The organism is Cohaesibacter sp. ES.047 (assembly GCF_900215505.1).
GTDB lineage: Bacteria > Pseudomonadota > Alphaproteobacteria > Rhizobiales > Cohaesibacteraceae > Cohaesibacter.
On the sequence record NZ_LT907844.1, the window covers coordinates 4,969,211 to 4,993,394 of the forward strand.

General features: G+C 55.8%; 23 protein-coding genes. 5 read left to right on the forward strand and 18 right to left on the reverse strand.

From position 1 onward, the window contains the following. Nucleotides 1-106: 106 nt before the first annotated feature. The 4 genes from CPH65_RS23055 to CPH65_RS23070 all read right to left on the reverse strand — a co-directional run bounded on the left by CPH65_RS23055 (nucleotide 107) and on the right by CPH65_RS23070 (nucleotide 4,739). Nucleotides 107-1,108 (reverse strand): glycosyltransferase family 1 protein, encoded by a 1,002-nt coding sequence (locus CPH65_RS23055; protein WP_096176037.1) that lies wholly within the window; start codon nucleotides 1,106-1,108, stop codon nucleotides 107-109. Then, entirely contained in the window at nucleotides 1,105-1,914 is an 810-nt protein-coding gene (locus CPH65_RS23060) for a UDP-2,3-diacylglucosamine diphosphatase (RefSeq protein ID WP_096176038.1), read from the reverse strand. Before CPH65_RS23060 ends, CPH65_RS23055 begins: the two co-directional genes overlap by 4 nt. Before the next feature lie 171 nt (nucleotides 1,915-2,085). Beyond that, a complete protein-coding gene (locus CPH65_RS23065; RefSeq protein WP_157747868.1) occupies nucleotides 2,086-3,357 on the reverse strand; it encodes an OmpP1/FadL family transporter in 1,272 nt (423 codons plus the stop codon). A gap of 476 nt (nucleotides 3,358-3,833) precedes the next feature. After that, on the reverse strand, nucleotides 3,834-4,739 hold the full coding sequence (locus CPH65_RS23070; RefSeq protein WP_096176040.1) for a DMT family transporter: 906 nt from the start codon (nucleotides 4,737-4,739) through the stop codon (nucleotides 3,834-3,836). 454 nt (nucleotides 4,740-5,193) lie between these two features. Here CPH65_RS23070 and CPH65_RS23075 point away from each other — a divergent pair, with 454 nt between their 5' ends. After that, a complete protein-coding gene (locus CPH65_RS23075; RefSeq protein WP_096176041.1) occupies nucleotides 5,194-6,141 on the forward strand; it encodes a DMT family transporter in 948 nt (315 codons plus the stop codon). 75 nt (nucleotides 6,142-6,216) lie between these two features. Here the strand turns inward: CPH65_RS23075 and CPH65_RS23080 are convergent, their stop codons facing one another. Further along, the gene (locus tag CPH65_RS23080; RefSeq protein WP_096176042.1) at nucleotides 6,217-6,453 is read right to left on the reverse strand and encodes a YdcH family protein; all 237 of its coding nucleotides are present in this window, start codon (nucleotides 6,451-6,453) and stop codon (nucleotides 6,217-6,219) included. Between the two features lie 152 nt (nucleotides 6,454-6,605). Between CPH65_RS23080 and CPH65_RS23085 the strand changes: the two genes are divergently transcribed. After that, nucleotides 6,606-7,055: a DUF123 domain-containing protein gene (locus CPH65_RS23085; protein ID WP_157747869.1), complete on the forward strand. Its 450-nt coding sequence runs from the start codon at nucleotides 6,606-6,608 to the stop codon at nucleotides 7,053-7,055. A gap of 21 nt (nucleotides 7,056-7,076) precedes the next feature. Here CPH65_RS23085 and CPH65_RS23090 read toward each other — a convergent pair whose 3' ends face one another. Both CPH65_RS23090 and CPH65_RS23095 read right to left on the reverse strand, forming a co-directional pair. Further along, the gene (locus CPH65_RS23090) at nucleotides 7,077-7,631 is read right to left on the reverse strand and encodes an MOSC domain-containing protein (RefSeq protein ID WP_096176044.1); all 555 of its coding nucleotides are present in this window, start codon (nucleotides 7,629-7,631) and stop codon (nucleotides 7,077-7,079) included. A 75-nt stretch (nucleotides 7,632-7,706) separates the two neighbouring features. Next, nucleotides 7,707-9,254 (reverse strand): 2-isopropylmalate synthase, encoded by a 1,548-nt coding sequence (locus tag CPH65_RS23095; protein ID WP_096176045.1) that lies wholly within the window; start codon nucleotides 9,252-9,254, stop codon nucleotides 7,707-7,709. Between the two features lie 695 nt (nucleotides 9,255-9,949). On the opposite strand from CPH65_RS23095, the gene CPH65_RS23100 reads away from it, so the two are divergent. Then, complete coding sequence (locus CPH65_RS23100; RefSeq protein ID WP_172891571.1) at nucleotides 9,950-11,590, forward strand: methyl-accepting chemotaxis protein; 1,641 nt, start codon at nucleotides 9,950-9,952, stop codon at nucleotides 11,588-11,590. Nucleotides 11,591-11,662: 72 nt separating this feature from the next. Here CPH65_RS23100 and CPH65_RS23105 read toward each other — a convergent pair whose 3' ends face one another. The 8 genes from CPH65_RS23105 to miaA all read right to left on the reverse strand — a co-directional run bounded on the left by CPH65_RS23105 (nucleotide 11,663) and on the right by miaA (nucleotide 20,188). Continuing rightward, the gene (locus tag CPH65_RS23105) at nucleotides 11,663-12,337 is read right to left on the reverse strand and encodes a hypothetical protein (protein ID WP_096176047.1); all 675 of its coding nucleotides are present in this window, start codon (nucleotides 12,335-12,337) and stop codon (nucleotides 11,663-11,665) included. 144 nt (nucleotides 12,338-12,481) lie between these two features. Beyond that, complete coding sequence (locus CPH65_RS23110) at nucleotides 12,482-13,228, reverse strand: MauE/DoxX family redox-associated membrane protein (protein ID WP_096176048.1); 747 nt, start codon at nucleotides 13,226-13,228, stop codon at nucleotides 12,482-12,484. Nucleotides 13,229-13,304: 76 nt separating this feature from the next. Next, entirely contained in the window at nucleotides 13,305-14,228 is a 924-nt protein-coding gene (locus CPH65_RS23115) for a PhzF family phenazine biosynthesis protein (protein ID WP_096176049.1), read from the reverse strand. A 197-nt stretch (nucleotides 14,229-14,425) separates the two neighbouring features. After that, nucleotides 14,426-15,445: a ketol-acid reductoisomerase gene (gene ilvC, locus CPH65_RS23120; protein WP_096176050.1), complete on the reverse strand. Its 1,020-nt coding sequence runs from the start codon at nucleotides 15,443-15,445 to the stop codon at nucleotides 14,426-14,428. A 163-nt stretch (nucleotides 15,446-15,608) separates the two neighbouring features. After that, a complete protein-coding gene (locus CPH65_RS23125; RefSeq protein WP_096176051.1) occupies nucleotides 15,609-16,352 on the reverse strand; it encodes a pyridoxine 5'-phosphate synthase in 744 nt (247 codons plus the stop codon). A 163-nt stretch (nucleotides 16,353-16,515) separates the two neighbouring features. Beyond that, a complete protein-coding gene (gene ilvN, locus CPH65_RS23130; RefSeq protein ID WP_096176052.1) occupies nucleotides 16,516-17,058 on the reverse strand; it encodes an acetolactate synthase small subunit in 543 nt (180 codons plus the stop codon). A 48-nt stretch (nucleotides 17,059-17,106) separates the two neighbouring features. Further along, the gene (locus tag CPH65_RS23135; RefSeq protein WP_096176053.1) at nucleotides 17,107-18,876 is read right to left on the reverse strand and encodes an acetolactate synthase 3 large subunit; all 1,770 of its coding nucleotides are present in this window, start codon (nucleotides 18,874-18,876) and stop codon (nucleotides 17,107-17,109) included. Between the two features lie 349 nt (nucleotides 18,877-19,225). Then, complete coding sequence (miaA, locus tag CPH65_RS23140; RefSeq protein ID WP_244574484.1) at nucleotides 19,226-20,188, reverse strand: tRNA (adenosine(37)-N6)-dimethylallyltransferase MiaA; 963 nt, start codon at nucleotides 20,186-20,188, stop codon at nucleotides 19,226-19,228. 50 nt (nucleotides 20,189-20,238) lie between these two features. On the opposite strand from miaA, the gene serB reads away from it, so the two are divergent. Then, nucleotides 20,239-21,132, forward strand: a complete 894-nt coding sequence (serB, locus tag CPH65_RS23145; protein ID WP_096176055.1) for a phosphoserine phosphatase SerB — start codon at nucleotides 20,239-20,241, stop codon at nucleotides 21,130-21,132. 13 nt (nucleotides 21,133-21,145) lie between these two features. Here serB and CPH65_RS23150 read toward each other — a convergent pair whose 3' ends face one another. Continuing rightward, nucleotides 21,146-21,589, reverse strand: a complete 444-nt coding sequence (locus tag CPH65_RS23150) for an Lrp/AsnC family transcriptional regulator (RefSeq protein WP_172891572.1) — start codon at nucleotides 21,587-21,589, stop codon at nucleotides 21,146-21,148. 82 nt (nucleotides 21,590-21,671) lie between these two features. Between CPH65_RS23150 and CPH65_RS23155 the strand changes: the two genes are divergently transcribed. Next, nucleotides 21,672-22,280: a LysE family translocator gene (locus tag CPH65_RS23155; RefSeq protein ID WP_096176056.1), complete on the forward strand. Its 609-nt coding sequence runs from the start codon at nucleotides 21,672-21,674 to the stop codon at nucleotides 22,278-22,280. A gap of 36 nt (nucleotides 22,281-22,316) precedes the next feature. On the opposite strand, the gene CPH65_RS23160 is transcribed toward CPH65_RS23155, so the two are convergent. Then, complete coding sequence (locus tag CPH65_RS23160; RefSeq protein WP_096176589.1) at nucleotides 22,317-23,768, reverse strand: Do family serine endopeptidase; 1,452 nt, start codon at nucleotides 23,766-23,768, stop codon at nucleotides 22,317-22,319. A 165-nt stretch (nucleotides 23,769-23,933) separates the two neighbouring features. Further along, a complete protein-coding gene (locus tag CPH65_RS23165) occupies nucleotides 23,934-24,119 on the reverse strand; it encodes a DUF2065 domain-containing protein (protein ID WP_096176057.1) in 186 nt (61 codons plus the stop codon). Between the last annotated feature and the right edge of the window lie 65 nt (nucleotides 24,120-24,184).

Below are 24,184 nucleotides of genomic sequence, written 5' to 3' on the forward strand. Positions count from 1 at the left end.
GTCCTTTTGACAGCCGCGAATGCAAAAAGGCACCGGCCCCAAATGTGGCCAGTGCCTTGCATCAAACATCCGCATCCGAGCGACACTCGAGCGCTCAAGCGCTCAGTCAGTGTTCCAGATTGCCAAAGAACTGCTTCGCACTTGCTTCCCAGCTATATTTGGAGGCATAGGCAAGACAGGCTTCAGGATCAATTGTCAGAGCCGCGCGCACCGATGCCGCAAGATCCTCGCCAAGCACACCAACACCGCTGTCGCCAATAACATCCAGAGGCCCCATGACCGGATAGGCAGCGACCGGAAGGCCCGACGCCAAGGCTTCGAGCAGAACAATGCCGAATGTATCGGTTTTGGACGGGAAGACGAACACATCGCACGCGGCATAGATCGCGGCAAGCTCTTCGCCTTCCTTCAGCCCCAGAAGCTGAACGTCCGGATATTGCTTCTCAAGCGCGGCCTTTTGTGGTCCCTCGCCGACGACGATCTTGGTGCCATCCACCTTCAGCTCCAGAAAAGCGCTGATATTCTTCTCGACTGACACCCGTCCGACATAGAGCATCCGGGGATGAGCGAAGTCCAGCGCCTCGTCATTCTCCGTGCGCGGGTGAAACAACGCAAGATCGACGCCGCGTCCCCAATAATGAAGGTTCTTGAAACCGCGCGCTTCAAGGTCGCGCTTGAGGCTGGGCGTCGCTACCATACAGCTGGAGCCGCGATTGTGGAACCAGCGCAGAACCCGGTAGGTCCAGGACGCAGGGATCGGAAAGCGGGCGGCCAGATACTCCGGAAAGCGCGTATGGTAGGAGGTCGAGAAAGCGCGCTTGTGTTTGCGGCAATAGTTAGAAGCCCAAAAGCCGAGCGGCCCTTCGGTGGAGATGTGAATGAAGTCCGGTTGGATTTCCTCAATGCGCCGCGCAACAGAACCACCAAGGGTCAGCGACAGGCGGATTTCGGGATAGGTGGGGCACGGAACCGTCTTGAAAGACTGCGGCGTCAGGTAATGAACCTCATGTCCCAGCTTTGTCAGCTCTTTACCAAGCCGATCGAGAGAACGAACAACACCATTGACCTGAGGGTGCCAGGCGTCGGTAACAATTAAAATGACACTCATGCAAGAGCCTTGGAAGGTTGGGGCGCGGCAATCTGTGGCAAGAGCCTCGTTTCCTCGCTCCAGCGGATCAACTCGAACCGACCATCATCATGCTCGATGATCGCGGTGCAGCTTTCGACCCAGTCACCCGTGTTGAAATAGTCGATGCCGAACTTGTCGTGCATCTCGGCATGATGGATGTGGCCGCAAATCACACCATCGACATCAAACTTCTTGGCTTCCGAAGAGAGTGTCTCTTCAAATGTCCCAATGAAATTGACGGCATTCTTCACTTTCATCTTGGCCCATGCAGACAGGGACCAATATTGAAAGCCCAGTTTTCGGCGTACCCAGTTAAAGACCGTATTGATGTTGAGGGCAGTCACATAGGCCCAGTCACCAAGGAAGGCCAGCCATTTGGCATGCCTGACAACCATGTCATACTGATCGCCGTGAATGACCAGCATGCGGCGACCATCCGCCGTTTCGTGAATATAGTGCTCGGCAACTTCGACGCCGCCGAAATGGGCGCCATAATAGTTGCGCAAAAATTCGTCATGATTGCCGGGAACATAAATGATGCGGGCCCCTTTGCGCCCCTTGCGGAGCAGCTTCTGCACCACATCATTGTGTGTCTGCGGCCAATACCATTTATGCTGCAGACGCCATCCGTCGACAACATCGCCGACAAGATAGATCGTCTCTGCGTCGTGATACTTCAGGAAGTCAAGCAGCATCTCGGCCTGACAACCGCGGGTACCGAGATGAATGTCGGAAAGAAAGAGCGCTCTATGCTTGAAAAGCCCTTCATCACTGAACTGGTTCATGGGTTTGCTCTGAATCACTGATGTCGTCTTTGCTCGGCTCCTTGTAAGTAGGCCCTGTCTCACTTTTGTGACAAAGAAAGAAAATGACTTTCATAAGTCTATCCGCCCATAACAAAAGGAGGGCCACTGGCCCTCCCTTGCGAAATGTGATCGGACGGAAAGAGACTCGGATCAATATTGACGATCAAAAGGCTCATCATTCTCGAACAGCGGCTCAGGCTGCCACTGGTAGCGCAAGGACGCAGAAACGATGTCGGCACTGGAGTCAGCCACAGCGGTATAAGCACCGGCGGCGTTGCTGCCCGAGACACTCACATCATCTTTGATAAACAGGTGGCTATAGCCGACGTCGATTCCGAAACGATCATTCACATTGTAGGATGCACCAAAGCTGGCCCAGACACGATCAGCATCCGGAAGTCGAAGATTGCGGTGCTCCGTAGGAATGGGCGACTTTTCAAAGCCTAAGCCGCTTCGGACGGTCAAATTGTCATTGAATTGATATTCGCCGCCGACAGAGGCAAACCAGCTATCCTCGTAGCCCAGATGCAGTTGGTTATTCAGGGCACTGCCCTGAATGATGATAGGATCCTTGACGGAACTCCAGCCAGCCCATTCAAATCCGGCCAAAAAGGTCAAGCGATCAGTGACGGTCTGCCTCAGACCGATGGTCACACTTTGCGGCAGATCGAGATCAGCGGTGATCGGCGTGCGGCCAAGAGGGGAATAATACTCCGTGCCATCAAGATCGAGTTGTGTTTCGGACCGGTAACCAATACCGATAATCGTTCCCTCGAATGGCGTAATGGTCACACCAGCACTGAAGGTGGGAGCCCAGGCGTCACCCTTCAGCTCAAGTCCGTTGCCACCGGGCGCGGATGTCATGCGCACCTTGCCATAGGTCGCGCCCACTCCGAAGCCGACACTGAAGACCTTGTTGATCCGATAGGCAACATTGGCCTTGACATCGGTGGTGAAAATCTCCGCCGTGGCCGCATGAAAGCTCGTCGCGGACGGGTTCTCAGCCTTGGTCGCCATGCCGAACGGAGCATTGACTGAAAGCCCAACGAACAGATCCTCCGTGAGCTGCATGCCGCTATATGAAGATGGAATGAAGGCATCAAGGCCCACATCGCCAGGGTTGCCAAGACCCGAATAGGCGGCAGGCGTGGTCTGGATATCTTTCACATCAGTATGCGGAATAACACCGGTGAACACACTCTCGGTATTGACGCCCGAGACCCCGGTCAGCGTCGAGGGGTTCCAATAGACCGACGACAGGCTCGTGCCTGCCGCCACACCGGCAAAGGATGCCCCCTGCCCCACCGAACTCTGCTCGCGCAGGGCAAAACCGCCAGCTTGCGCACTGGTGACAACCATCACACAGCTGCATGTCATGATGGCTGCCGTCGCCACCCCCGTCTTCAGACCACGAATACTCATTGACATGTTCACGCGTTCCTCCCTTAGCCGCGAAACCTCCCGCACAAAACTCAGGCAACAGCCTTGAATTAAGGCAATTTTGACCAAGCCTCTCATGGCAAAATCCCGGGAATCAACCCCTGCGCGCGACCTCATCCATGGCTATGTGACAAAATGACTGCGTAAAATCGCAGAGCCAGAACAAAGAAACTAACAACTGTTCATTAGCATAATTTTCTAACCTTTCAGTGCGCACCCAATTTGACCCTATAGTCCATGGACTTACCGAAACCCAAAGGCTTTGCACAGACGGTCAAACCGGAAAGGTTCCGCAACGGAATTCCTTTGGGGAAGCAATACAACTAAAATATTGAATAAAATCAGGGGATAACTGGCAGCAAACAGGGCCGCAGCAACAGCGCACGGGCCGCCATACCGCAAAAAAGGACGAGTCATAGCCCCGCCTTGCCTCTCTCGCCGCCGAACGGATAAGCGCGCTAGATACGCTCGATCCTGCGTTCTGCCCTCCGAGCCAGCCCCAGCTTGTGCTCGCGATAGACGACAAACAGACCGGCAACGATCACGACAAAGCCGCCAATGATAACTTCCCGGCTGGGATATTCGTCAAACAGAACCATGGCGATCAGAACCACCCAGACCATATTCACATAGTCGAACGGTGCCAGAAGTGAGGCCTCGGTCATCCGGTAGGCTTGCGTTACAGCAATTTGCCCAAGCCCGCCAAAGATCCCCGAAAGAACCAGAGCCACCATGACATCCCATTCAGGGATCACCCATCCCCAATAGAGCGTCACGAGCGAAAAGATTGATGTGGCAGTAAAGAAGTAGAAGATGATCGCAGCATTCTTTTCCGTTTTGGTCATGTGCCGAATGAGGATGGCCGCCAATGCCATGAATACGGTCGATACGACAGCCAGAATCGCTCCAAGCGTCTGAACCTCGCCGGAAGATTGCGCCAGACGGGGAGACAGGATGATCATCACGCCAACGAAGCCGACAGCAACCGCACTCCAGCGATAGGCGCGCACTGTCTCCTTGAGCAGGATCGCAGCCAACGCCACCATCATCAGAGGCGAGAGAAAGGAGATCGCTGTCGCTTCAGGCAAGGGCAGCATGCTCACGGCCGCGAACCATAGAAACATGGCCATGGCCCCCACGATCGAACGGCGCAGATGCAGCCACGGCTGCTGCGTGCGAACGCAGTCACGCCAGTTGCCCTGTACCATGGAGAAAACAGCAAGAGGAATAAGGGCAAAGAAACAGCGCGCAAACACCACCTGTCCGGTCGGAACCGTTTGCGAAGCATATTTGATCATCGCCAACATGATGGCGAACAGGACGGTCGCGAGAATCTTGAAACCGACACCGACCAAAGAATTCATTTCGTTACACTTTCCGAATTCAACCACCCCGAAGGATCATAACATGGACGAGACGCAGACAGGCGATCTCTTCGAGCACGAACGGCAAATAGACAGGGAGATCATGGCAACTCTTCCGGCAACAACGATCCAGAGAAGCACGATATGAGGGACAACACGAATGTCTCAGTAGTCCATGAAAGTCCGGTGTTTGCAACCCCGGATCATCATAGCAGGCAACAAATTAACCGCACTTGTCATGCCCGAGCGCTCTGACGTAGGATGAATGAGCGTACCAACCCACTTGAAGTCGTGTGCTCTGTTTACAACGACCGGACAAACGACTACCGTTTTATACCTATCCAACCACAAATTCCCCCGAACCTCTCGACGGCTCGCCAACGCACGATCGCGTCCCCCCTTTCATTCCGTCTCGTGCCACCAGCCACCTGCCTGTCAAAACCGATAAACCACCATGAAACAAGTCCGCGACGCCATCGCCAACAAAGTCGAGACATTTCTTGCCCTGCCGAAACATCTTCAGGGCATCCTGGTCGCAATTCTAGCCATGGTTGGCTTCAGCACCATGGGCGCGATGTTCAAACATCTGGGGCAAGACTTGCACCCCGCCCAGATCATCGCCCTGCGTCAGCCCATGATGGTGCTGATCTTCATCCCTGCCCTGATCAAAACCAAACCCGAAGATCGCAAGATCAATCGCTTCGATCTGTTTATGGTCCGGGCGGTCCTGATGTTCTTCAGCATGCTGGCGAACATCACCGCCATCATTCACCTGCCACTCGCAACATCAACCACCCTGAGTTTCACCAGAACCTTCTTTATCACGGTCTTTGCCATTTTCATTCTCAAGGAGGTTGTCGGACCGAGACGCCTTGGAGCTCTGCTAGTCGGTTTTCTGGGGGTTCTGGTCGTTGCACGTCCGGTCGAATTGTTGACTGTGGGGCCCGCCGGTTTCGACTTCAATATTGTGCTCTCTCTTGTCGCGGCGGCCTGTCTGGCACTCAACCAGATCATTGTCCGCATCCAGTCTCGCAACAACCGCCCGACAGTGATTGTTGTTGGCCAGGCGGTGCTGGTGGGATTGGCCATGATCCCGCTCGCCTATATGCACTGGAAGGATCCGACTGCCGAACAATGGGTCTTGATCGCTCTGGTCGCTGTCGTAGCGAGCATCTCGCAATGGCTGATGGTCACGTCTTTCAAACTCACACCAGCAACGGTGCTAGCTCCCTTTGACTACCTCAGGCTCATTTTCGCAACCGCCCTGGGCTGGTACATTTTCGGCGAATGGCCCGATCATTATACCTGGATCGGCGCAGCGATCATCTTCGCGTCCACCTTCTACATCATGCGCCGCGAAGCCAAGCTCAAGAAAAAACCCGTCCGCCCATCAGAAATCTGACAGGGAACGGGCTTGGGAACGTCCACACATCAAGGCGGCACCTCAGGGACCCAACTGGAGGCCATTAAAAAAGGATCAGTGCTGCAATCGTGCAGCCACCTGATCCTTCAAAGCCAATCGCAGCTTTTTGAGTTCCTCAAGATGGAAATCAGAAGCATGTCTCTCTTCATGCTCGATCTGGAGGATTTTCCGGTTCACCTCCGTATACTCAGCCGCCAATTTGAGAAACTCTTCATCATCGAGCATCAAGGTTTGCAGCTTATCGACTTCCTGAGGAAACTCCTCCCGAAGCATATGCGTTTCGTGGTACATTGCTTTCACTCCCTCTGACTACAACCTCCAGTGTGCAACCGGTGACATTGCCAGACCTTGAAGCAGATCAATTCAACGCATAAATAATTATTAACCGTATTGGTTAGGATATTTGTTTGAGCATGTCCACGACCGCATCATACAGGGCAGCTATGCATTTTGCACAGATCGCACATCTCGTTCAATCTCTGCCCCAATCCCCTGTCTTTTCCGGTGACCTACTGTCCATCGATGCCTGCCCGACAGGGCCGGGAGTTTACATTCTGGGCCTGAGGCTCTCGCAGCCGATTGACATCGCTCGTCCCAAACCGGTGCAAGTGCCCGCAGGCCTTTATGCCTATTCCGGAACGGCAAGGGGACCGGGCGGCCTTCGCTCCCGTTTGGCCCGCCATCTGGCACAGGACAAAAAGCCGCGCTGGCATATCGATCAACTCACCACGAACGCCTCTGTTGACCGCTTCGCCTGGGGTTGGATATCGGGAACCGAATGCGACATGATCCGCGTTCTGGAACAGAACGCCGCCACCCATCACGCCCTGCCCGGCTTTGGCAGCAGCGATTGCAAACACTGCACCAGCCATTTTCTAGGTTTCGATTATTGATCCATTGACAGCCACGGGCACTCAAACCCTCTCAAGCGGTGTGTGTGGCTCGGGCGGCAAGGTCACCGAAATGCTGTCGCCGGGACGCACGACACCACCCGCAAGCACCACCCCCATGATACCAGCCTTACGCTGCAGGCTTCCGTTCGCCCCCTTGACCAGAACGGCACCGAGCAAGCCCGGTTGCCAGGATTCAATCTGGGCGCAGGGATTCCTCAGGCCGGTAATCTCGACCCGTGCGCTGTCGCCAAGATGAAGGATGGCACCTGTCGGAAGGGACAGAAGATCAACACCTCGCGTGGTGATGTTTTCACCAAGATCACCAGCCTTGACGGCAAAACCCTGCTCGGCAACTTCGTCAAAAAGCTCTGAATGCATAAGATGCACCTGCCGCAGGTTTGGCTGGTTCGGATTGGCCCGCACCCGCGAGCGATGTTGCACAAGCGCTCCCTTGTGGGCGTCACCATCCACGCCCAGTCCTTCTATCAGGGTTATGACTTCTTGGGGGTCTTTCGAAAAGGCGTGCTTGTCATCACGGCACACCGCCAGCACGCGGCCTTCGATCGGCTCTTGCATTGCTCATTCTCTCATCAAAAAGGGAGACAGCCAAAGCTACCTCCCCTTTGTTTCAAACGGCTGACAGACGCCCCCCTATTCGGCGGCGCTGGTCTGGGCGTTCTGCACGTCCTTTTGACGCCGCACCATCAGCTTGTTGAGTGCCGAGACATAGGCCCTTGCCGACGAGACCATGGTGTCCGTGTCTGCGGATCGTCCGGTGACCGTCGTGCCGTCTTCGCTCAACCGGCAAGACACTTCGGCCTGCGCATCGGTGCCAGCGGTAACGGCACTGACCTGATAGAGCTGCAGACGAGCATTGTGCGGAATGATCTGCTTGATGGCATTGAAGGTCGCATCGACCGGACCATCGCCTGTTGCTTCCTCGGTGACATGCGTACCATCCACATCGAGGGTTACAACAGCCTTCTGGGTGCCGCCCGTGCCTGCGATGACGGTCATGGCTATGACACTGATCTTGTCGCCCTGTGCCCCGACCTGATCATCGACCAGAGCTTCGATGTCTTCATCAAAGATGTGCTTCTTCTTGTCGGCCAGCGCCTTGAAGCGCTCAAAGGCCTGCTGCAGCGCATTGTCGCCCAACTCGTAGCCCAACTCCTTCAGCTTGTCCTTGAAGGCATGACGGCCCGAATGCTTACCCATCACCAGATCGGTACCACCAACCCCGACATCTTCAGGCTTCATGATCTCATAGGTTTCGGCATTTTTCAGCATACCGTCCTGATGGATCCCGCTTTCGTGCGCAAAGGCATTCTTGCCGACGATCGCCTTGTTATACTGCACGGGGAAGGCCGACACAGCAGACACCAGCTTGGAGGCACGGGTCAGCAATTTGCTGTTAATGCCTGTTGTGTAGGGAAAGATATCGTTGCGTGTGCGGATCGCCATGACGATTTCTTCCAGCGCCGCATTGCCCGCGCGTTCCCCCAGACCGTTGATGGTGCACTCGACCTGACGCGCCCCGCCCTTGGCCGCAGCCAGCGAGTTGGCGACCGCCATCCCCAAATCATTGTGACAATGGGTCGAGAAGACAGCCTTGTCGGAATTGGGCACGGTCTCGATGACGCGCCGGAACAGGCTCGTGATTTCGTCTGGAGAGGTGTAACCGACAGTATCGGGAATGTTGATCGTTGTTGCGCCAGCATTGATCGCGGCCTCGACACAGCGGCACATGAAGTCGAACTCGGTGCGCGTGCCATCTTCGCAGGACCATTCCACATCGTCAGTCCACTGCCGCGCCCGAGAGACAGACTCGATCACCTTCTCGTAAACCCGATCAGGCTCCATCTGCAGTTTGAACTTCATGTGCAGAGGGCTCGTTGAAATGAACGTATGAATGCGGCGCTTCTCGGCGTGTTTAATTGCCTCGCCTGCCCGATCGATATCCTTGTTCCCGGCGCGGGCCAGACCGCAGACGGTGGAATTCTTCACCACCTTGGCGATCTCGGACACGGCTTCAAAGTCGCCATTGGATGCGATCGGGAACCCGGCCTCGATCACGTCGACACCCATTTCGTCGAGCAATTCAGCCACCTGCAATTTTTCTTCCAATGTCATGGAAGCCCCGGGAGATTGCTCTCCATCGCGCAAAGTGGTGTCGAAGATAATGATATTGTCAGTCATGGAATTTGTCCTGATTTGCACCGCGCCAGCTCAACCATCCCTAGAAATACAGCTGGACTGCGGCTGGAATAATCTTTTCAGCCTGTGTGTCATCCCCTGAAGATCCGCCAGCAGCCGAAGCCGATGCCTGTCGATGTTCAGGGGCAGATAAGTAGGAGAAGAGCGGATTCTAGACGTGCAAGTGCAGCGGGAGCCTGAGGCTCTACCGGGGCAATCAGATCAATGGTGCTCAAGCGAGCAATCATAGTATCTCTCTCACGTCAATCAGGGCGGCAGCATTGCCGCACCCATGATGCTACAAATTCATTACCGGATCACAAACCGTTTCACAAGACCAATCCGCAGAATTTTTATCGCTCTCAATAAGAAGTTGTACGCATGCAGCTCGGACTGCACTCAGAATTGCATACTTCTGACGAGAATGTCCTGAATTGCGATTACTTAGCAAATTGTCGCACCTGTTTAGCAATCCCAGAAATGAGAAAAACAAAAAAACAAAACCGTAAGTAGAAATACAGCTATTTAACGAAATTTAACAGATCAAAGATAACCATAATCGGAGGAGGATTTGCATTTTAAGTTCCTCGATTTAGATGTCGGAAGCCAACTATGGGACAGCCGCAATGAAATTGCTTTATAATTTTAAGTTGACGCAAAAAGTAACACTACTAACAATCGCCTCTGTCATCATTGCAATGGTGTCACTTTTCGCCGTGACCTGGAGTTCGCTTAGCAACAAAGTCCGTGAGGATGTGATTGTCCAACAGTCCTCCAGCATCCGTGTGGCCGCCAACGTCCTTGAGACAAGCATTGAAGGCGTAACGGTCGACCGGTCATCTGATGGCAATGTCAAACGCATAACCATGGCATCCGTCCCGACCTTTGAAAACCATGACATGATTGACCGGATCGGAGAGATCACCGGCGAGACGGCCACAGTTTTCATCTGGGATGACAAGACCAAAGACTTCTGGCGCAAAACAACCAACATCAAAAAAGGCGACGGGAAACGGGCTGTTGGCACCGAGTTGGGTCAAGGCGGCGCTGTTTATCCGGTTGTGACCCAAGGTGAGACCTTCGTGGGTCAGGCCGTCATTCTGTCGATCCCCTATTACACGCTTTACCAGCCAATCTACTCGCCCTCCAACGACGTCATCGGCATCCTTTATGTCGGCATCGAGAAAGCCAACGTCGACGCCATCCTCAACGACATCTCCCTTCAATTGCTGATCTCGGCTCTCATCGTGGCGCTGATCATACTGACCGCTGCTTTCTTCATCACCAGACGCATGATGAAACCGCTACCTGTCATGACCGGAATTCTTTCCGCGATCGCCAAGGACACCAACATCGAATCCATTCCCTATAGGGATCGGCGCGATGAGATCGGCGACATGGCAGAGGCCATCGACGTGCTCAATGGCAACAACAAGCAGCGGCTCGCGCTGGAGCAACAGAAAACACGCTCCGACAAGGAACGCGCTGCACGCGAAGAAACCATGCTTGCCACCATCAAGCAGTTCGATGCCGATGTGCAGTCCTTCCTTGATCAGGTGAGCAGCAACACCCAGACACTGGAAGACACCGCTCAGGATCTAACCAAGATCGCCGAGACGACGGCTGAACAGACCACGAGCGCTGCCGGCGTCTCTCATGAAGCCGCGAACAACGTACATTCCGTTGCATCGGCCTCAGAGGAGCTGTCGGCATCCATCAGTGAAATCTCCGGCCAGTTGGGCCAGACGCGCACGGTTGTCCTTCATGCGACCGAAGAAGCAGTGTCGACCAATGAGAAGGTCGCCAGCCTCGACAAGGCCGCCCAGAAGATCGGCGAGGTCGTCAATCTCATTCAGGACATTGCCGAGCAGACCAACCTTTTGGCCCTCAACGCCACCATCGAATCCGCAAGAGCCGGCGAAGCAGGCAAGGGCTTTGCCGTCGTCGCAGCTGAAGTGAAGGAGCTTGCAAATCAGACCTCCAAGGCAACGGAAGAAATCTCGGCCCAGATCGGAGACATTCAGCACTCATCCAACGAGGCAGTCGCTGCCATCGCCAAGATTTCCGAAACGATGCACGAAGTGAATGAATACACCAACGCCATCGCAGCCGCTGTCGAGCAACAGGGCGCCGCCACCAAGGAAATCAGCCACAATGTGGTGCGGGCGTCCGAAGGCACGCAGGAAGTGGAAGAACGCCTTGGCAGCGTCAACAATTCAGCCGAAGACACCCACACGTCAGCCGGAAACGTTCTCACAGCGTCCAGCGCCGCCGCCGAGCAGGCGGAAAAGCTGCGCGCACGGATCGAAGGGTTCCTCAAGGACATTCAGGCCGCATGACATAGACTGACATGAAGAAATTTGAAAACGGCGGGCCTCAAACCCGTCGTTTTTCATTTGGCCTGCCGCGCTTTATAAGGCCTGATCGGATGCGGTGAGAAAGTCACGGGTCGCACCAGCCACGGTCCAGACAGCAGCAGCCTTGGGATCGGAGCATCCGTCAAGCGCAGGTCCCATGGATGCCTGTCCCAGAGCAATATGGCTGGCATCCGAGGTCGCAAGAAAGCGATCAAGCGCCTTGGTGAGCGCGCTCTTGTATCCCTCGACATCGCCAGACAGAAAGATGTCCCAAACATTCGGCAACAACTCGACTTCGAGCGGCACACGATCCGCTCCCATCTCAGCGCGACAGCGCTCGAAAAGGCTGCGTGTCAGCCCGGTAGTGGTCGGGGCAGCAACCAGTATCACCAGTTTGCTCCCCTCGCCTTTTGCAAGAGCATCGCCAAGGACCGCACGAGCCAGAAGCCCATCGGTGCGCTCAACCGGCACCCCATCGGCCTTGAGCGTGTCAGCAACCGGGCTGAGGCTCGAACAGGTCAACAGCACAAGATCCACATCCTTGGCGGTTGTCGTGATCGCCGCAGAAATCGCTTCAGACAAAGGCGCGTCGATCTGGCCCTTGGCCGTCACCTCGAGGAGAAGGTCGTTGCGCACCACATGCTGTTGCGGTTCCACTCCGGCGCCCTCGAGCGCCTTGGAAAAAAGCGCGATATTGCTGTTGGCGCTGTGAAGAAAGGAAAAGGACATGGCCAACTCATCTGTTGCGGAGAATGGAAATGAGAAAGCGGACAGGGAGATCCTCCGCCCGCAATGCTTATTGATATCAACTCAGCTTGTTAGCAACCCTGCCTGACACAGTCATGACAGCGCCGGGCCGACGAGGGATCACCATCAAACGATGCCAGCCACCATCAGGGCGCCCATGACCACCATCATCAGATTCTCCGTAAGAGAGATGGCTCCCAGCGGGACGTTGCTGCCACCGCCAACACAGGCGCATTTCAGTTCGCGCTTGTCAACATACACCGCCTTAATGACAGAAACAGCCCCGATCGACCCGATGATAAAGGCGATGGCTCCGAACAGGGGCATCAGGATCCCGGCGATCATGCCGATACCGGCAAGCGCCTCCGCAAATGGATAGATGTAAGCATAGCGCACCCAGCGCATCCCGGCGAGGTCATAGGTGATGAACTGGTTGGTGAAGGAAAACAGATCCCGCAGCTTGAGGATCGCCAGCATGCACATGCTCAGACCAACAAACCAGACGAGCACGGTCATGGGCACAATCGCCCCGGCCACGGCCCAACTGGCCGCAAGCGCCATCAGCAAGGTCGTCGCAAACACGGCAATGACTGGCTGATAGGTGGTGCCGGTCTGTTTACCGGTGCTCTCGTCGAAATAGTCGGCAAGCTCGTCATAGCCACCGATGCGCACGCCATCAATGAAGGTCTGGGGCGTAGTCTCCACCCCCTGCTCTTCCATGAAGGCCTCGGTTTCATCACGGCTTGTGAACTTGTGATCCTCGATGTCATAGCCCTTGCGCTTAAGCAGGTCTCGCGATTTGACACCGAAGGGACAGATATGATCATCAGAGACGATGCGGTAAAGCACAGCCTTTTTGGCATTGGAAGACATAGACACTGGTCTCTCCTTTCTCAAGGAATGAACGAGAGACCCGGGCCAAAAGTTCCTTCAACGCAGAGCCGAACCCTCAGGTCATCAGGGTGCCGGACGCAACAACCAGAGCGCTGCCCCCGATGCGCTCTTCCTTGAGGCGGCCGTCCACGATGTCCATTTCCAGCTCGATAATCGACGGGCGCTCAATCTCGAAGCCCTGCTCAATGACATATTTATGGCTGCCCTGCCCGGGCTTGTCGAACTGACAGATCACACCGGCAAAGGCCGCTGCCGCAGATCCCGTCGCGGGATCCTCGATCAGCCCCATACCGGGTGCAAACATCCGGGTATGGAAGCTTGAACCATGTCGCACAGTCTCGCGCGTATAAAGATAGGCATCATTGTGCATATGACCGCCGAAGGCCGTGTTCCAGCTCGGCATCACAGGGCGCGCACGCCGCATGGCGTCGAGATTGCGGATCGGGATCATGGCAAACGGCACACCGGCAGAATAGGCGCACGGCACATGGTTTTCAAAACCGATGTCCTGAATGTGCAGCCCCAGAGCCGCTGCGATCTCATCCTTGGAGCCCAGTTGCGTTTCAACCATCTCCGCGTTCTTGGGCACATCAAACACCGCGTCGCCGACATTCCCCGGCTTCAGCTTGAGCCGCGCCTGAATGGAACCGACCTTCTCCTCCAGCATCATCACGCTGTCCATGCTCGCATCCAGATCGGGGAAGCGTTGAAGTCCCAACAGGACAGCCGTGCCGACGGTAGGGTGACCCGCAAAGGGCAGCTCGATGGCAGGGGTGAAGATCCTCAAAGCCGCGTTGAAAGCCTTGTTTTCAGGAGGCATCACGAAAACGGTCTCGGACAGGTTGAATTCTCTTGCGATCCTTTGCATGTCCTCGTCGGATAACCCCTCGCTATCCAGCACCACCGCCAGCGGATTGCCCGTAAAGATCTTGTCGGCAAAGACATCAAGAATGAAATAGCGGCGATCAGTTCTGGACATGAGTTATCTTCTCCTGATGAAGAACAGAGGGAACGCAGACGGGTCAGTATAAGGCCAACAGCATCCTGCTCCAAGACTTACGAGTGCGTGCAAAGCGCAAATGACCGTCTTAAACCCTGAAGGCTTAATGAAGTCTGAAATGAAAAAACCCGACCGACAGGCCGGGTTCTCTTTTGATAAAACAGAGCACGAAGCGCTTAGTTTTTCGACTTGTCGACCATGGCCTTTTCTTTGATCCATGGCATCATGCCGCGCAGCTTTGCTCCGACTTCTTCGACCTGATGGGCGTCGTTGCGCGCGCGGACCGCCTTGAACGAGGTCTGGTTGACCTTGTTTTCCAGCATCCAGTTGCGCACAAAGGTGCCGTCCTGAATGTCGGTCAGAACCTTTTTCATCTCTGCTTTGGTGTCCGGCGTGATGACGCGCGGGCCAGTGACATACTCACCATATTCAGCGGTGTTGGAGATGGAGTAGTTCATGTTTGCGATGCCGCCTTCATAGATCAGGTCGACAATCAGCTTCATTTCGTGAACGCACTCGAAGTAGGCCATTTCCGGAGCATAACCAGCTTCCACGAGGGTTTCGAAGCCAGCACGCATCAGCTCGACAGCACCGCCACACAGAACAGCTTGTTCACCGAAGAGGTCGGTCTCGCACTCTTCCTTGAAGGTGGTTTCGATCACGCCAGCACGGCCACCGCCGTTGGCAGAAGCATAGGACAGTGCCAGGTCATGGGCATTGCCAGTTGCATCCTGAGCAATCGCGATCAGGGTCGGAACGCCAGCGCCGCGCTGATATTCGCCACGCACCGTGTGGCCCGGGCCCTTTGGAGCAACCATGGCAACGTCAAGGTCAGCGCGCGGCTCGATCAGGTTGAAGTGCACGTTGAGACCATGAGCGAACAGCAGAAGCGCGTTCTCTTTCAGGTTCTCGTGCATTTCGGCATAGTAGATGTCAGCCTGCAGCTCATCGGGGGTCAGCATCATGACCACGTCGGCCCATTTGGATGCCTCGGCAACGGTCATCACTTTCAGGCCTTCGCCCTCTGCCTTCTTGGCAGAAGAAGAGCCTTCACGCAGGGCAATGGCCAGATTGGCAACGCCGGAGTCGCGCAGGTTCAGAGCATGGGCGTGGCCCTGGGAACCATAGCCAACGATGGCAACATTCTTGCCTTTGATCAGATTGATATCTGCATCGCGATCATAATATACGCGCATTATATCTTCCCTTTTCCTCGCTGTCGGTTACGAATTGTTCCCGAACAGCTTTTTAAATGGTCGAAACCGAAATATTTGTACCTGCCCTAAAGAAACCACTTCAGAAGGTCAAGTCCAAACGATGGAACAGCGCCCCGGGTAAGGTGCGCAAAAAGTATTGGCTCTAGCGTTCGCCCATGGCTGCTTGAAAGCGTTCAACGCTCTTTGCAAATCCATGAATGAGAGCATCGGCAACAAAGCCATGCCCGATCGAGACTTCGCGGATGAATGGCACCTCGGCAATCAGTGCCGGCAGATTGTCCGGTGTCAGGTCATGACCGGCATTGACCCCCAACCCGGCTTCCTTGGCTGCATGGGCTGTGGCAACCACCTCGGCGAGCCGCGTCTTCTCCAGATCAGCGTCAGAGTGGCAGGCCCCGTAAGGTCCGGTGTAGATCTCGATCCTGTCGGCTCCGACAGCAGCGGCTTTGGCTGGCTGGGCGGGATCGGGATCAACGAACAGCGACACCCGGCTGCCCGAGCGCTTGATCACCTCGATGACACCGCGCAAAAGCGCATCATTGGCTGCAAAATCCCAGCCATGATCCGAGGTGGTCTGACCGGGAAGGTCCGGCACGAACAGCACCTGATCGGGCTTGATCTCTTCGCAAAGCGCCATGAAGCGATTGTCCGGATAGCCTTCAAGGCACAATTCCTTGCCCGGATAGTCCTTGCGGAGCATATCGACCAGATCGCGTACATCCTTGCGCCGAATGTGACGCTCGTCAGGCCGCGGATGCACGGTAATCCCCTTGGCACCCGCATCAAGCGCAATCCGGGACATTCCCGTCACACTCGGCCATGGCAGGTCGCGCCGATTGCGCAGCGCAGCCACCGCATTCACATTCACACTCAGTCGCGTCTTCATCGCTCGCATTTCCCTTGAACCGTTCTTGTCGCAGTCCGGTTCATGATCAGACCGGCCTGCGCCAACAGCAATGCCATTCCACAGCGGCCCACTTCAACCGAAAAATGATTGAGCCCCCCCCGGAACATCGCAGGAAAGGCTCTTTTTGAGATCCTTGCGCGCCTCAGGTCTTATCCTGTCCGCGCTTCAGGGCGATAACCCCGGTGCGGCACACTTCGACTAGGCCAAGCGGCTGCATGATGGTGATGAACTGCTCGATCTTCTGCTGACGTCCGGTCATCTCAAAAATGAAATGCTCAGCCGTCGCATCGATCACGGTCGCCCGGAAAGCGTCGGCAAGGCGCAGGGCCTCGACACGCTTTTCACCGGTTCCCGCCACCTTGATCAGGGCCAACTCCCGCTCCAGCGGCTTGATCTCGCTGAGCGACAGGTCCGCCACTTCATGCACCGGAACGAGACGTCCCAGTTGCGTGCGGATCTGCTGAATGACCTGCGGCGTTGCCGTCGTCACAATGGTAATGCGCGAGATATGCTCTTCATGCGAGGTTTCTGAGACTGTCAGAGAGTCGATGTTATAGCCGCGACCGGAAAACAGACCGATAACCCGTGCTAGCACGCCCGGCTCGTTGTCAACCAGAACCGACAGCGTATGCGTCTCTACAGCACTGGTGACTTCTTCAATGAAATAGGCAGATCCTTTTTGCATCTTGCCGTTCCTTCTTGTCATTTGGGTTTGGAACACGCGGGTGGAAAATCAAACCAGCTTCTTGCCGGCTTCTCCGATCGCGGTCGCAATTTTTTCCTCGTCCTCGGCCTCTTCCGAGAGCAGCATGTCATTGTGTGCCCGGCCCGACGGGATCATCGGGAAGCAGTTGGCCAGCTTGGCAACACGGCAATCAAAGATCACCGGACCGTCGTAGGCCAGCATTTCGTCAATTGCATCGTCCAGATCAGCCGGCTTGTTGCAGTAAATCCCCTTGGCCCCATAGGCCTCGGCCAGTTTGACAAAATCGGGCATTGCTTCGACATACGAGTTCGACAGGCGGTTGCCATGCAGCAACTGCTGCCACTGGCGCACCATGCCAAGATATTCGTTGTTCAGGATCATCACCTTGATGGGCAGATTGTGCTGGATCGCCGTCGCCATCTCCTGAATGTTCATCTGTACAGAACCATCCCCGGCGATATCGACAACGATGCTATCCGGGTGCGCGACCTGTGCCCCAAGGGCTGCAGGCAGGCCATACCCCATAGTGCCCAGTCCCCCCGATGTCATCCAGCGGTTGGGCTCGTCAAAGCCCAGATACTGCGCCGCCCACATCTGGTGCTGACCAACTTCGGTCGTGATGTAGAAGTCCTTGCCCTTCAGCTTTTCATTGAGGCGCTCGAGGGCATATTGCGGCATGATCACATCGTCATTGGGACGATAGGCAAGACAGTTGCGCTTGCGCCAGATCTTGATCTGCTCCCACCAGGTAGCAATTGCCTGTTTGTCAGCCTGCTGAGTGCTGGCACGCCAGATCCGAACCATGTCTTCAAGGACATGCCCGACATCGCCGACAATCCCGAGATCGACCCGAACGATCTTGTTGATCGAGGAGGCATCGATATCGATATGGACCTTTTTCGAATTGGGCGAGAAGGCATCAAGCCGACCGGTGATGCGGTCATCGAACCGCGCGCCGATGCAGATCATGAGATCGCATTCATGCATCGCCATGTTCGCCTCGTAGGTGCCGTGCATCCCCAGCATCCCAAGCCATTCCTTGCCCGATGCAGGATAGGCTCCCAACCCCATCAGGGTCGAGGTGATGGGATAGCCGGTCAGGGCGATCAGCTCGCGCAACATCTGACAGGCTTCCGGGCCGGAGTTGATGACCCCGCCACCCGTATAAAAAACGGGCCGCTTGGCATTGACCAGCATGTCGACAACCTGACGAATGGAGTCGAGATCGCCCTTGACCTGCGGATGATAGGACTTGTGGGTGACATTTGAAGGCCCGTGATAGATGCCCTCGGCGAACTGCACATCCTTGGGAATATCGACAACAACCGGTCCCGGACGTCCCGAACGGGCGACATAGAAGGCTTCATGCAGAACGCGCGGCAGATCATCGACCGAGCGAACGAGATAATTGTGCTTCGTGCACGGGCGGGTGATGCCAGACGTGTCACACTCCTGAAAGGCGTCCGAGCCGATCAACGGTGTGGGCACCTGACCGCAAATGCAGACCAGCGGAATGGAATCCAGAAGCGCATCGGTCAGGGCGGTCACGGCATTGGTGGCCCCCGGGCCCGAAGTCACCAGAAGCACACCGACCTTGCCGGTCGAGCGGGCATAGCCCTCTGCCGCATGGCCTGCTCCCTGTTCGTGGCGCACAAGAATATGCTTAACGTCTTCCTGTTGGAAAATCTCGTCATAGATCGGGAGGACAGCGCCTCCAGGATAGCCAAAAATATGGTCAACACCCTGATCTTTCAGAGCCTGAATAACCATTTCAGCGCCTGTCATCTGCCGGGTCATGTTTCCATTCCTTAAACTGAACTTTGGTCCTGTTAAACGAACCTTTTGATGTTGTAGCCTGTGATTTTGCTTGTTGCAGCAATAAAAAAGGGCCCTCAGAAGGACCCGGATGCGCACCGCCGTTTGCGAAGGTTCTTAAACCATCACAGCAGTACGCTTACCCACTAGCACCACAATATTGTTTCGCAAAATCAACATAGCTTTTCCGTTCGTTTCGCGTGGAAAGTTAGTCGCTCCCTTTTGGCAGGTCAAGCGGATATGAACAGCTTTCTTTACCCCGCACGCAACTTTTTTCCGCATTTACCCTTCAATATTTCCATTTCTATCAAAATTTAGGCAAACGCATGGCTCAAACGGGGGTCCAGCTGTCCCCGATCAGGCTCTTGAATCCACTCACCGCATCCTCTCCGCTCTCGAACTGGGCCCAGTGCCCCATCTGATTGCGGATCCATGTCATCTGCCGCTTGGCATAACGGCGGGTATCACGCTTGCACAGGCGGATGGCCTCGTCAAACGCCATTTCGCCGCGGTCATAGGCGGCAAGATAGGCAACGCCGATGGCCTTCATGGCTGGCAGGTCCGGGGATAGCCCCATCGCGGCAAGATGCGCTGCCTCCTTGACACCCCCCAGCTCGACCATCTGATCAAAACGCATCTCGATCTTTTCATAGACAAGCTCGCGTGGTGGGCAGAGCGCCAGTTTGACAGCCCCGTCTGTGACAGCCGGATCGTGCCGCAGGTCGTTGCTCGCCTGCCATTCCAGAAGCGATTTACCCGTCGCGTCCAGTACCTCAAGCGCCCGAAGGATTCTCTGCCCGTCTGCAGGTTCGAGCTGATGCGCCATCTGAGGGTCACGGCAGGCAAGGATCGTGTGCAGGGCCTCTGGTTCTCCTAGGCGTTCAAGCTCCCCCTGCCAATAGGCCTTCAAATCATCAGGCACATCGGGCAGTGCATTGAGCCCCTCTGTCAGTGCCTTGAAATAGAGTCCGGTCCCGCCAACGAGGATCGGACATTGCCCTTTGGCGCGCACCTTTGCGATTGCTTCGACTGCATCATCGAGCCAGTGGCCCACCGAATAGCGCTCCGAAGGACTGACATAGCCATAAAGAAGGTGTTCAACCGAGCCCATTTCCTCCGGCGTCGGACGCGCAGACAGGATGGACATCTGATCATAAATCTGCATGGAATCAGCGTTGATAACGACACCATCCACCATTTCGGCCAAGCGGACAGCAAGAGAAGACTTGCCGCTGGCCGTTGGCCCGGCTATCAACACCGCTGTCGGTGCGCAAAAGGTTTCTGTACCGTCCATGCTCATTCATCCATTGCCGCCCTGGGCGGCCCCAATCAAGCGGGGTTTCCATGTCCGTCACTTTGACACTCATCAGCGCGCCTGCCAAGCCGGCCGTTAGCGTCGAACTCGTGGCTGATGTCCGCTCTCGCCTCAAGCTCGATACAGACATTGTCTGGCTGATGGAAGGGGTCGCCTGTGATTTTGTTTTCTCAGATGCGATTGATGAAGACGCGATCAGGCAGGACATCGCTCCCGCTCTGGAAAGCCGGGCGGTGGATGTTGTGCTTCAGCCCTCGGAAGGGCGCCGCAAGCAGCTGCTGATGGCGGACATGGATTCCACCATGATCCAGCAGGAATGCATCGACGAGCTCGCCGATGAAGTCGGCCTGAAAGGGCGGGTCTCGGACATCACCGCCCGTGCCATGCGCGGCGAAATCGACTTCGAGCCAGCGCTGAAGGAACGTGTGGGCCTGCTAAGGGGTCTTGACCTTTCCATCGTCGACAAGCTGTTTGCCGAGCGCATCACCTTTACGCCCGGCGGCAAGGCACTCGTCCAGACCATGAAGGCAAACGGGGCCTATTGCGCTCTGGTCTCTGGCGGCTTCACCCATTTCACCGCCCGCGTCCGGGCCGATCTGGGCTTTGACGAGGATCGCGCCAACCTGCTCATCGAAGAAAACGGCAAGCTGACCGGCGAGGTTGGCCTGCCGATCCTTGGCAAGGATGCCAAGCGGTCCCGTCTGCATGAATTGGTCAAGGAATTGAAGCTCGACTTTTCACAGACCATAGCGGTCGGTGACGGGGCCAACGATCTTGCCATGATCATGGATGCCGGGGCGGGCGTTGCCCTTCATGCCAAACCAGCCGTGGCCGCTCAGGCGCAGCATGTCATCAACCACGGCGACCTCACCGCGCTCCTGTTCCTTCAGGGCTACAAGGCAGAAGACTTCATTCTGGGCTAGACACGCATATTCTTTAGGCACGCATATCTTTGGGCGACGACAGGATCGCGTAGGTCGTCAGCGTCGAGACCTGCGGCAGGGAGCCCAGAATCTCGGTGTGGAAATGCTTGTAGGCGGCAAGGTCGGGCACTTCGACCCTGAGGATATATTCGATCGTTCCCGTCACATTATGGCATTCGACAACCGCGCTTGAGGCGGAGATCGAACGTTCGAAACTCTGCTGCGCCGCTTTCGAGTGATCATTGAGACCAACCCCGATCATGGCCGTGAAGGCGTTGCCGATCTTTTGAGGATTGATAACGGCGCGGTATCCGGCAATCACGCCCGTGCGCTCCAACTCCTGCACCCGCCGCATGGTAGCAGAAGGAGACAGGCCAACCCGTTTGCCAAGCTCGGTATGGGTGATCCGCCCATCCGCTCGCAATTCATGCAAAATTTTGTCGTCAAATTGATCCATGACGACGATTATATGCAAAATATGCTGGTGTTCCAATGAATTTTGCGCAAATCAGGCTCCATATTGCAGGTATTATGCGTGCATGACTTATGAAAACGCACTTGCCCTCATCCTGTTTGCCTTTGCCACCTCCATCACGCCGGGGCCGAACAACCTGATGCTGATGGCATCAGGGGCCAATTTCGGACTGGTCAGAAGCTTGCCGCATCTCCTCGGAGTGTCCCTTGGCTTTGTCTTCATGACATCAATCGTCGGTGCCGGTCTGAGCGAATTCCTGACCTCCAACGCGTTGCTGTCAAAGGGCCTGCAAGTCGTCTGCATGGTGTTTGTACTCTATCTGGCTTGGCGGATCGTCAATGCCACCCCACCGGATAACCCGCAGAGTGCGCAAGGCCGTCCCATGCGCTTTATCGAAGCCGCGGCCTTCCAATGGGTCAACCCCAAGGCCATTGCCATGGCGATCACGACAACAACCGCCTACATTCAGGAACAGACCTATATCGCAATCGCCCTTGCAGGGTTGATTTTTGCGCTGGTCAATCTGCCTTCATGCGGCTTGTGGGTTATTCTGGGCCAACAGATGCGCAGACTGCTTCACAGCAGGCGATCCTTCTTCCTGTTCAACCTGATCATGGCCACGTTGCTTGTGCTGTCGATGCTGCCGGTGGTTCTGGGGCTTGCCGACAGCTAACACCAAGGGCGCACTCACCCTCTGGCTTGAGGGCGCCTATTCAATCTTCATCGGTACGAAGGTGAATTCTCCACCATCCGGCGTCGCCATGAGGAACACCACGGTCTTCTTGCCCTGCTCCCGCTTCAAGTCAAGCTTGTCTATAAGGTCCTGAGGTGTCGAGACAATTGTCTGGTCCATCTCCACGATGACCATCCCCTCCTTGATGCCGCGCGCATCGGCAGAACTGCCGGGCCGGACAGCATGAATGACCACACCTTCGACACTGTCACCCAGATTGTGTTTCTTGCGCTCCGCTGGTGTCAGCTTCGTAATGTGCATTCCGAAAAGCTCCGGCAGCTCCTTCTGTTGGGAATCCGAGCTGGTGGGCAAATCGATCTCACTCGTCTCCAGATGCCCCACCACAACTAAGATTTCCATCGCCTCGCCCTTGCGCAGGATCTCGACCTTGGCGGTCTCGCCGACCGCTGTATCGGCAACTGAACGGGTCAGATCACGCACTTCCTTGATCGCCTGACCATTGTAACCAACGATCACATCTCCGGGCTTCAGCCCTGCGACTTCAGCCGGTCCGTCCTCGTTCACCCACGAGACCAGAACACCACTGGCCTCGCCAAGACCAAGCCCTTCTGCCAAATCATCGGAAATCTGCTGAATGCGAATGCCGAGCCAGCCGCGCCGCGTCTCGCCATAGGTTTGCAGTTGATCAACAACCTTGCCAGCAATGCTGGAAGGAATGGCAAACCCGAGCCCGATGGAGGCACCGCTCTGTGAGATGATGGCCGTGTTCACGCCGACCACATTGCCATGCATGTCAAACAGAGGCCCGCCCGAATTGCCCCGGTTGATCGATGCATCGGTCTGTATGAAGCTGTCATAGGGTCCGGTGTTGATATCGCGGTTGCGCGCAGAGACGATTCCGATGGAAACCGACCCGCCAAGACCGAACGGATTGCCAATCGCCATCACCCAATCCCCAACCCGCACCTCTTTTTCCGTGGCAAAATCCACCGTGGTGAGCGGTTCGGCAGCCTCGACCTTGAGCAAAGCCAGATCGGTTTTGGTGTCGCGTCCGACAACCTCGGCATCAAGCTCCATGCCATCGGCAAAGGTGGCGGTGATGCGGTCAGCCCCGGAAATCACATGGTTGTTGGTCACGATCAGGCCGGAAGCATCCACGACGAAGCCGGACCCCAGCGACTGAACGGCCCTCTGTCGCTCGCCTGAAGGTTGGTTCTTGTCGAAGAAATCCTCGAAAAACTCCTCAAAGGGCGAACCCTCAGGCACTTTCGGGATGGGAATGCGCCCTTTGGCCTCGACGAGCGAGCGGGTTGAGATATTCACCACCGCTGGCATCAAGCGCTCGGCCAGATCGGCAACGCTTCTGGGGCCATGCTCGGTCTCGTGCGCGGCAGCAGGACCGCCAGAAACGGCAAGAAAGCCGCCCATCAAAAAGGCAAATGCAAAACATATCACTTTGGATCGCATCAACATGGCGGGCGTTCCTTCCACAATTCAGCATGCCATCATCGGGCACACATCCACTCCGACTCTTGGGCGCATCTTATCGCGCCCTTTAAGCATAAAAAAAGCCTCTTTGCATTGTGTGACAAAGAAGCATGGCAGTTTCTGGATCTGTCATGAGGTTTGGTGTCAGCCGCGCGCCAGCCAGACAACAAAAACCCCGGCAATCATCGCAACCACTCCACCAATCCGCAAGGCATTGCCCGGCATCTCCATCACCTGTTGCATCATGTGCTTCATGCTGTCGGGAGCTACGGCGTAAAGCAGCCCTTCAATGACCAGCACCAGCCCGAATGCAGCGATGAAATCCGACATGAAATCCTCAGGATCTTGGAAAAGAGACGCGAATGCGAAAATCCCCGAGCCGGTTTTGGCTCGGG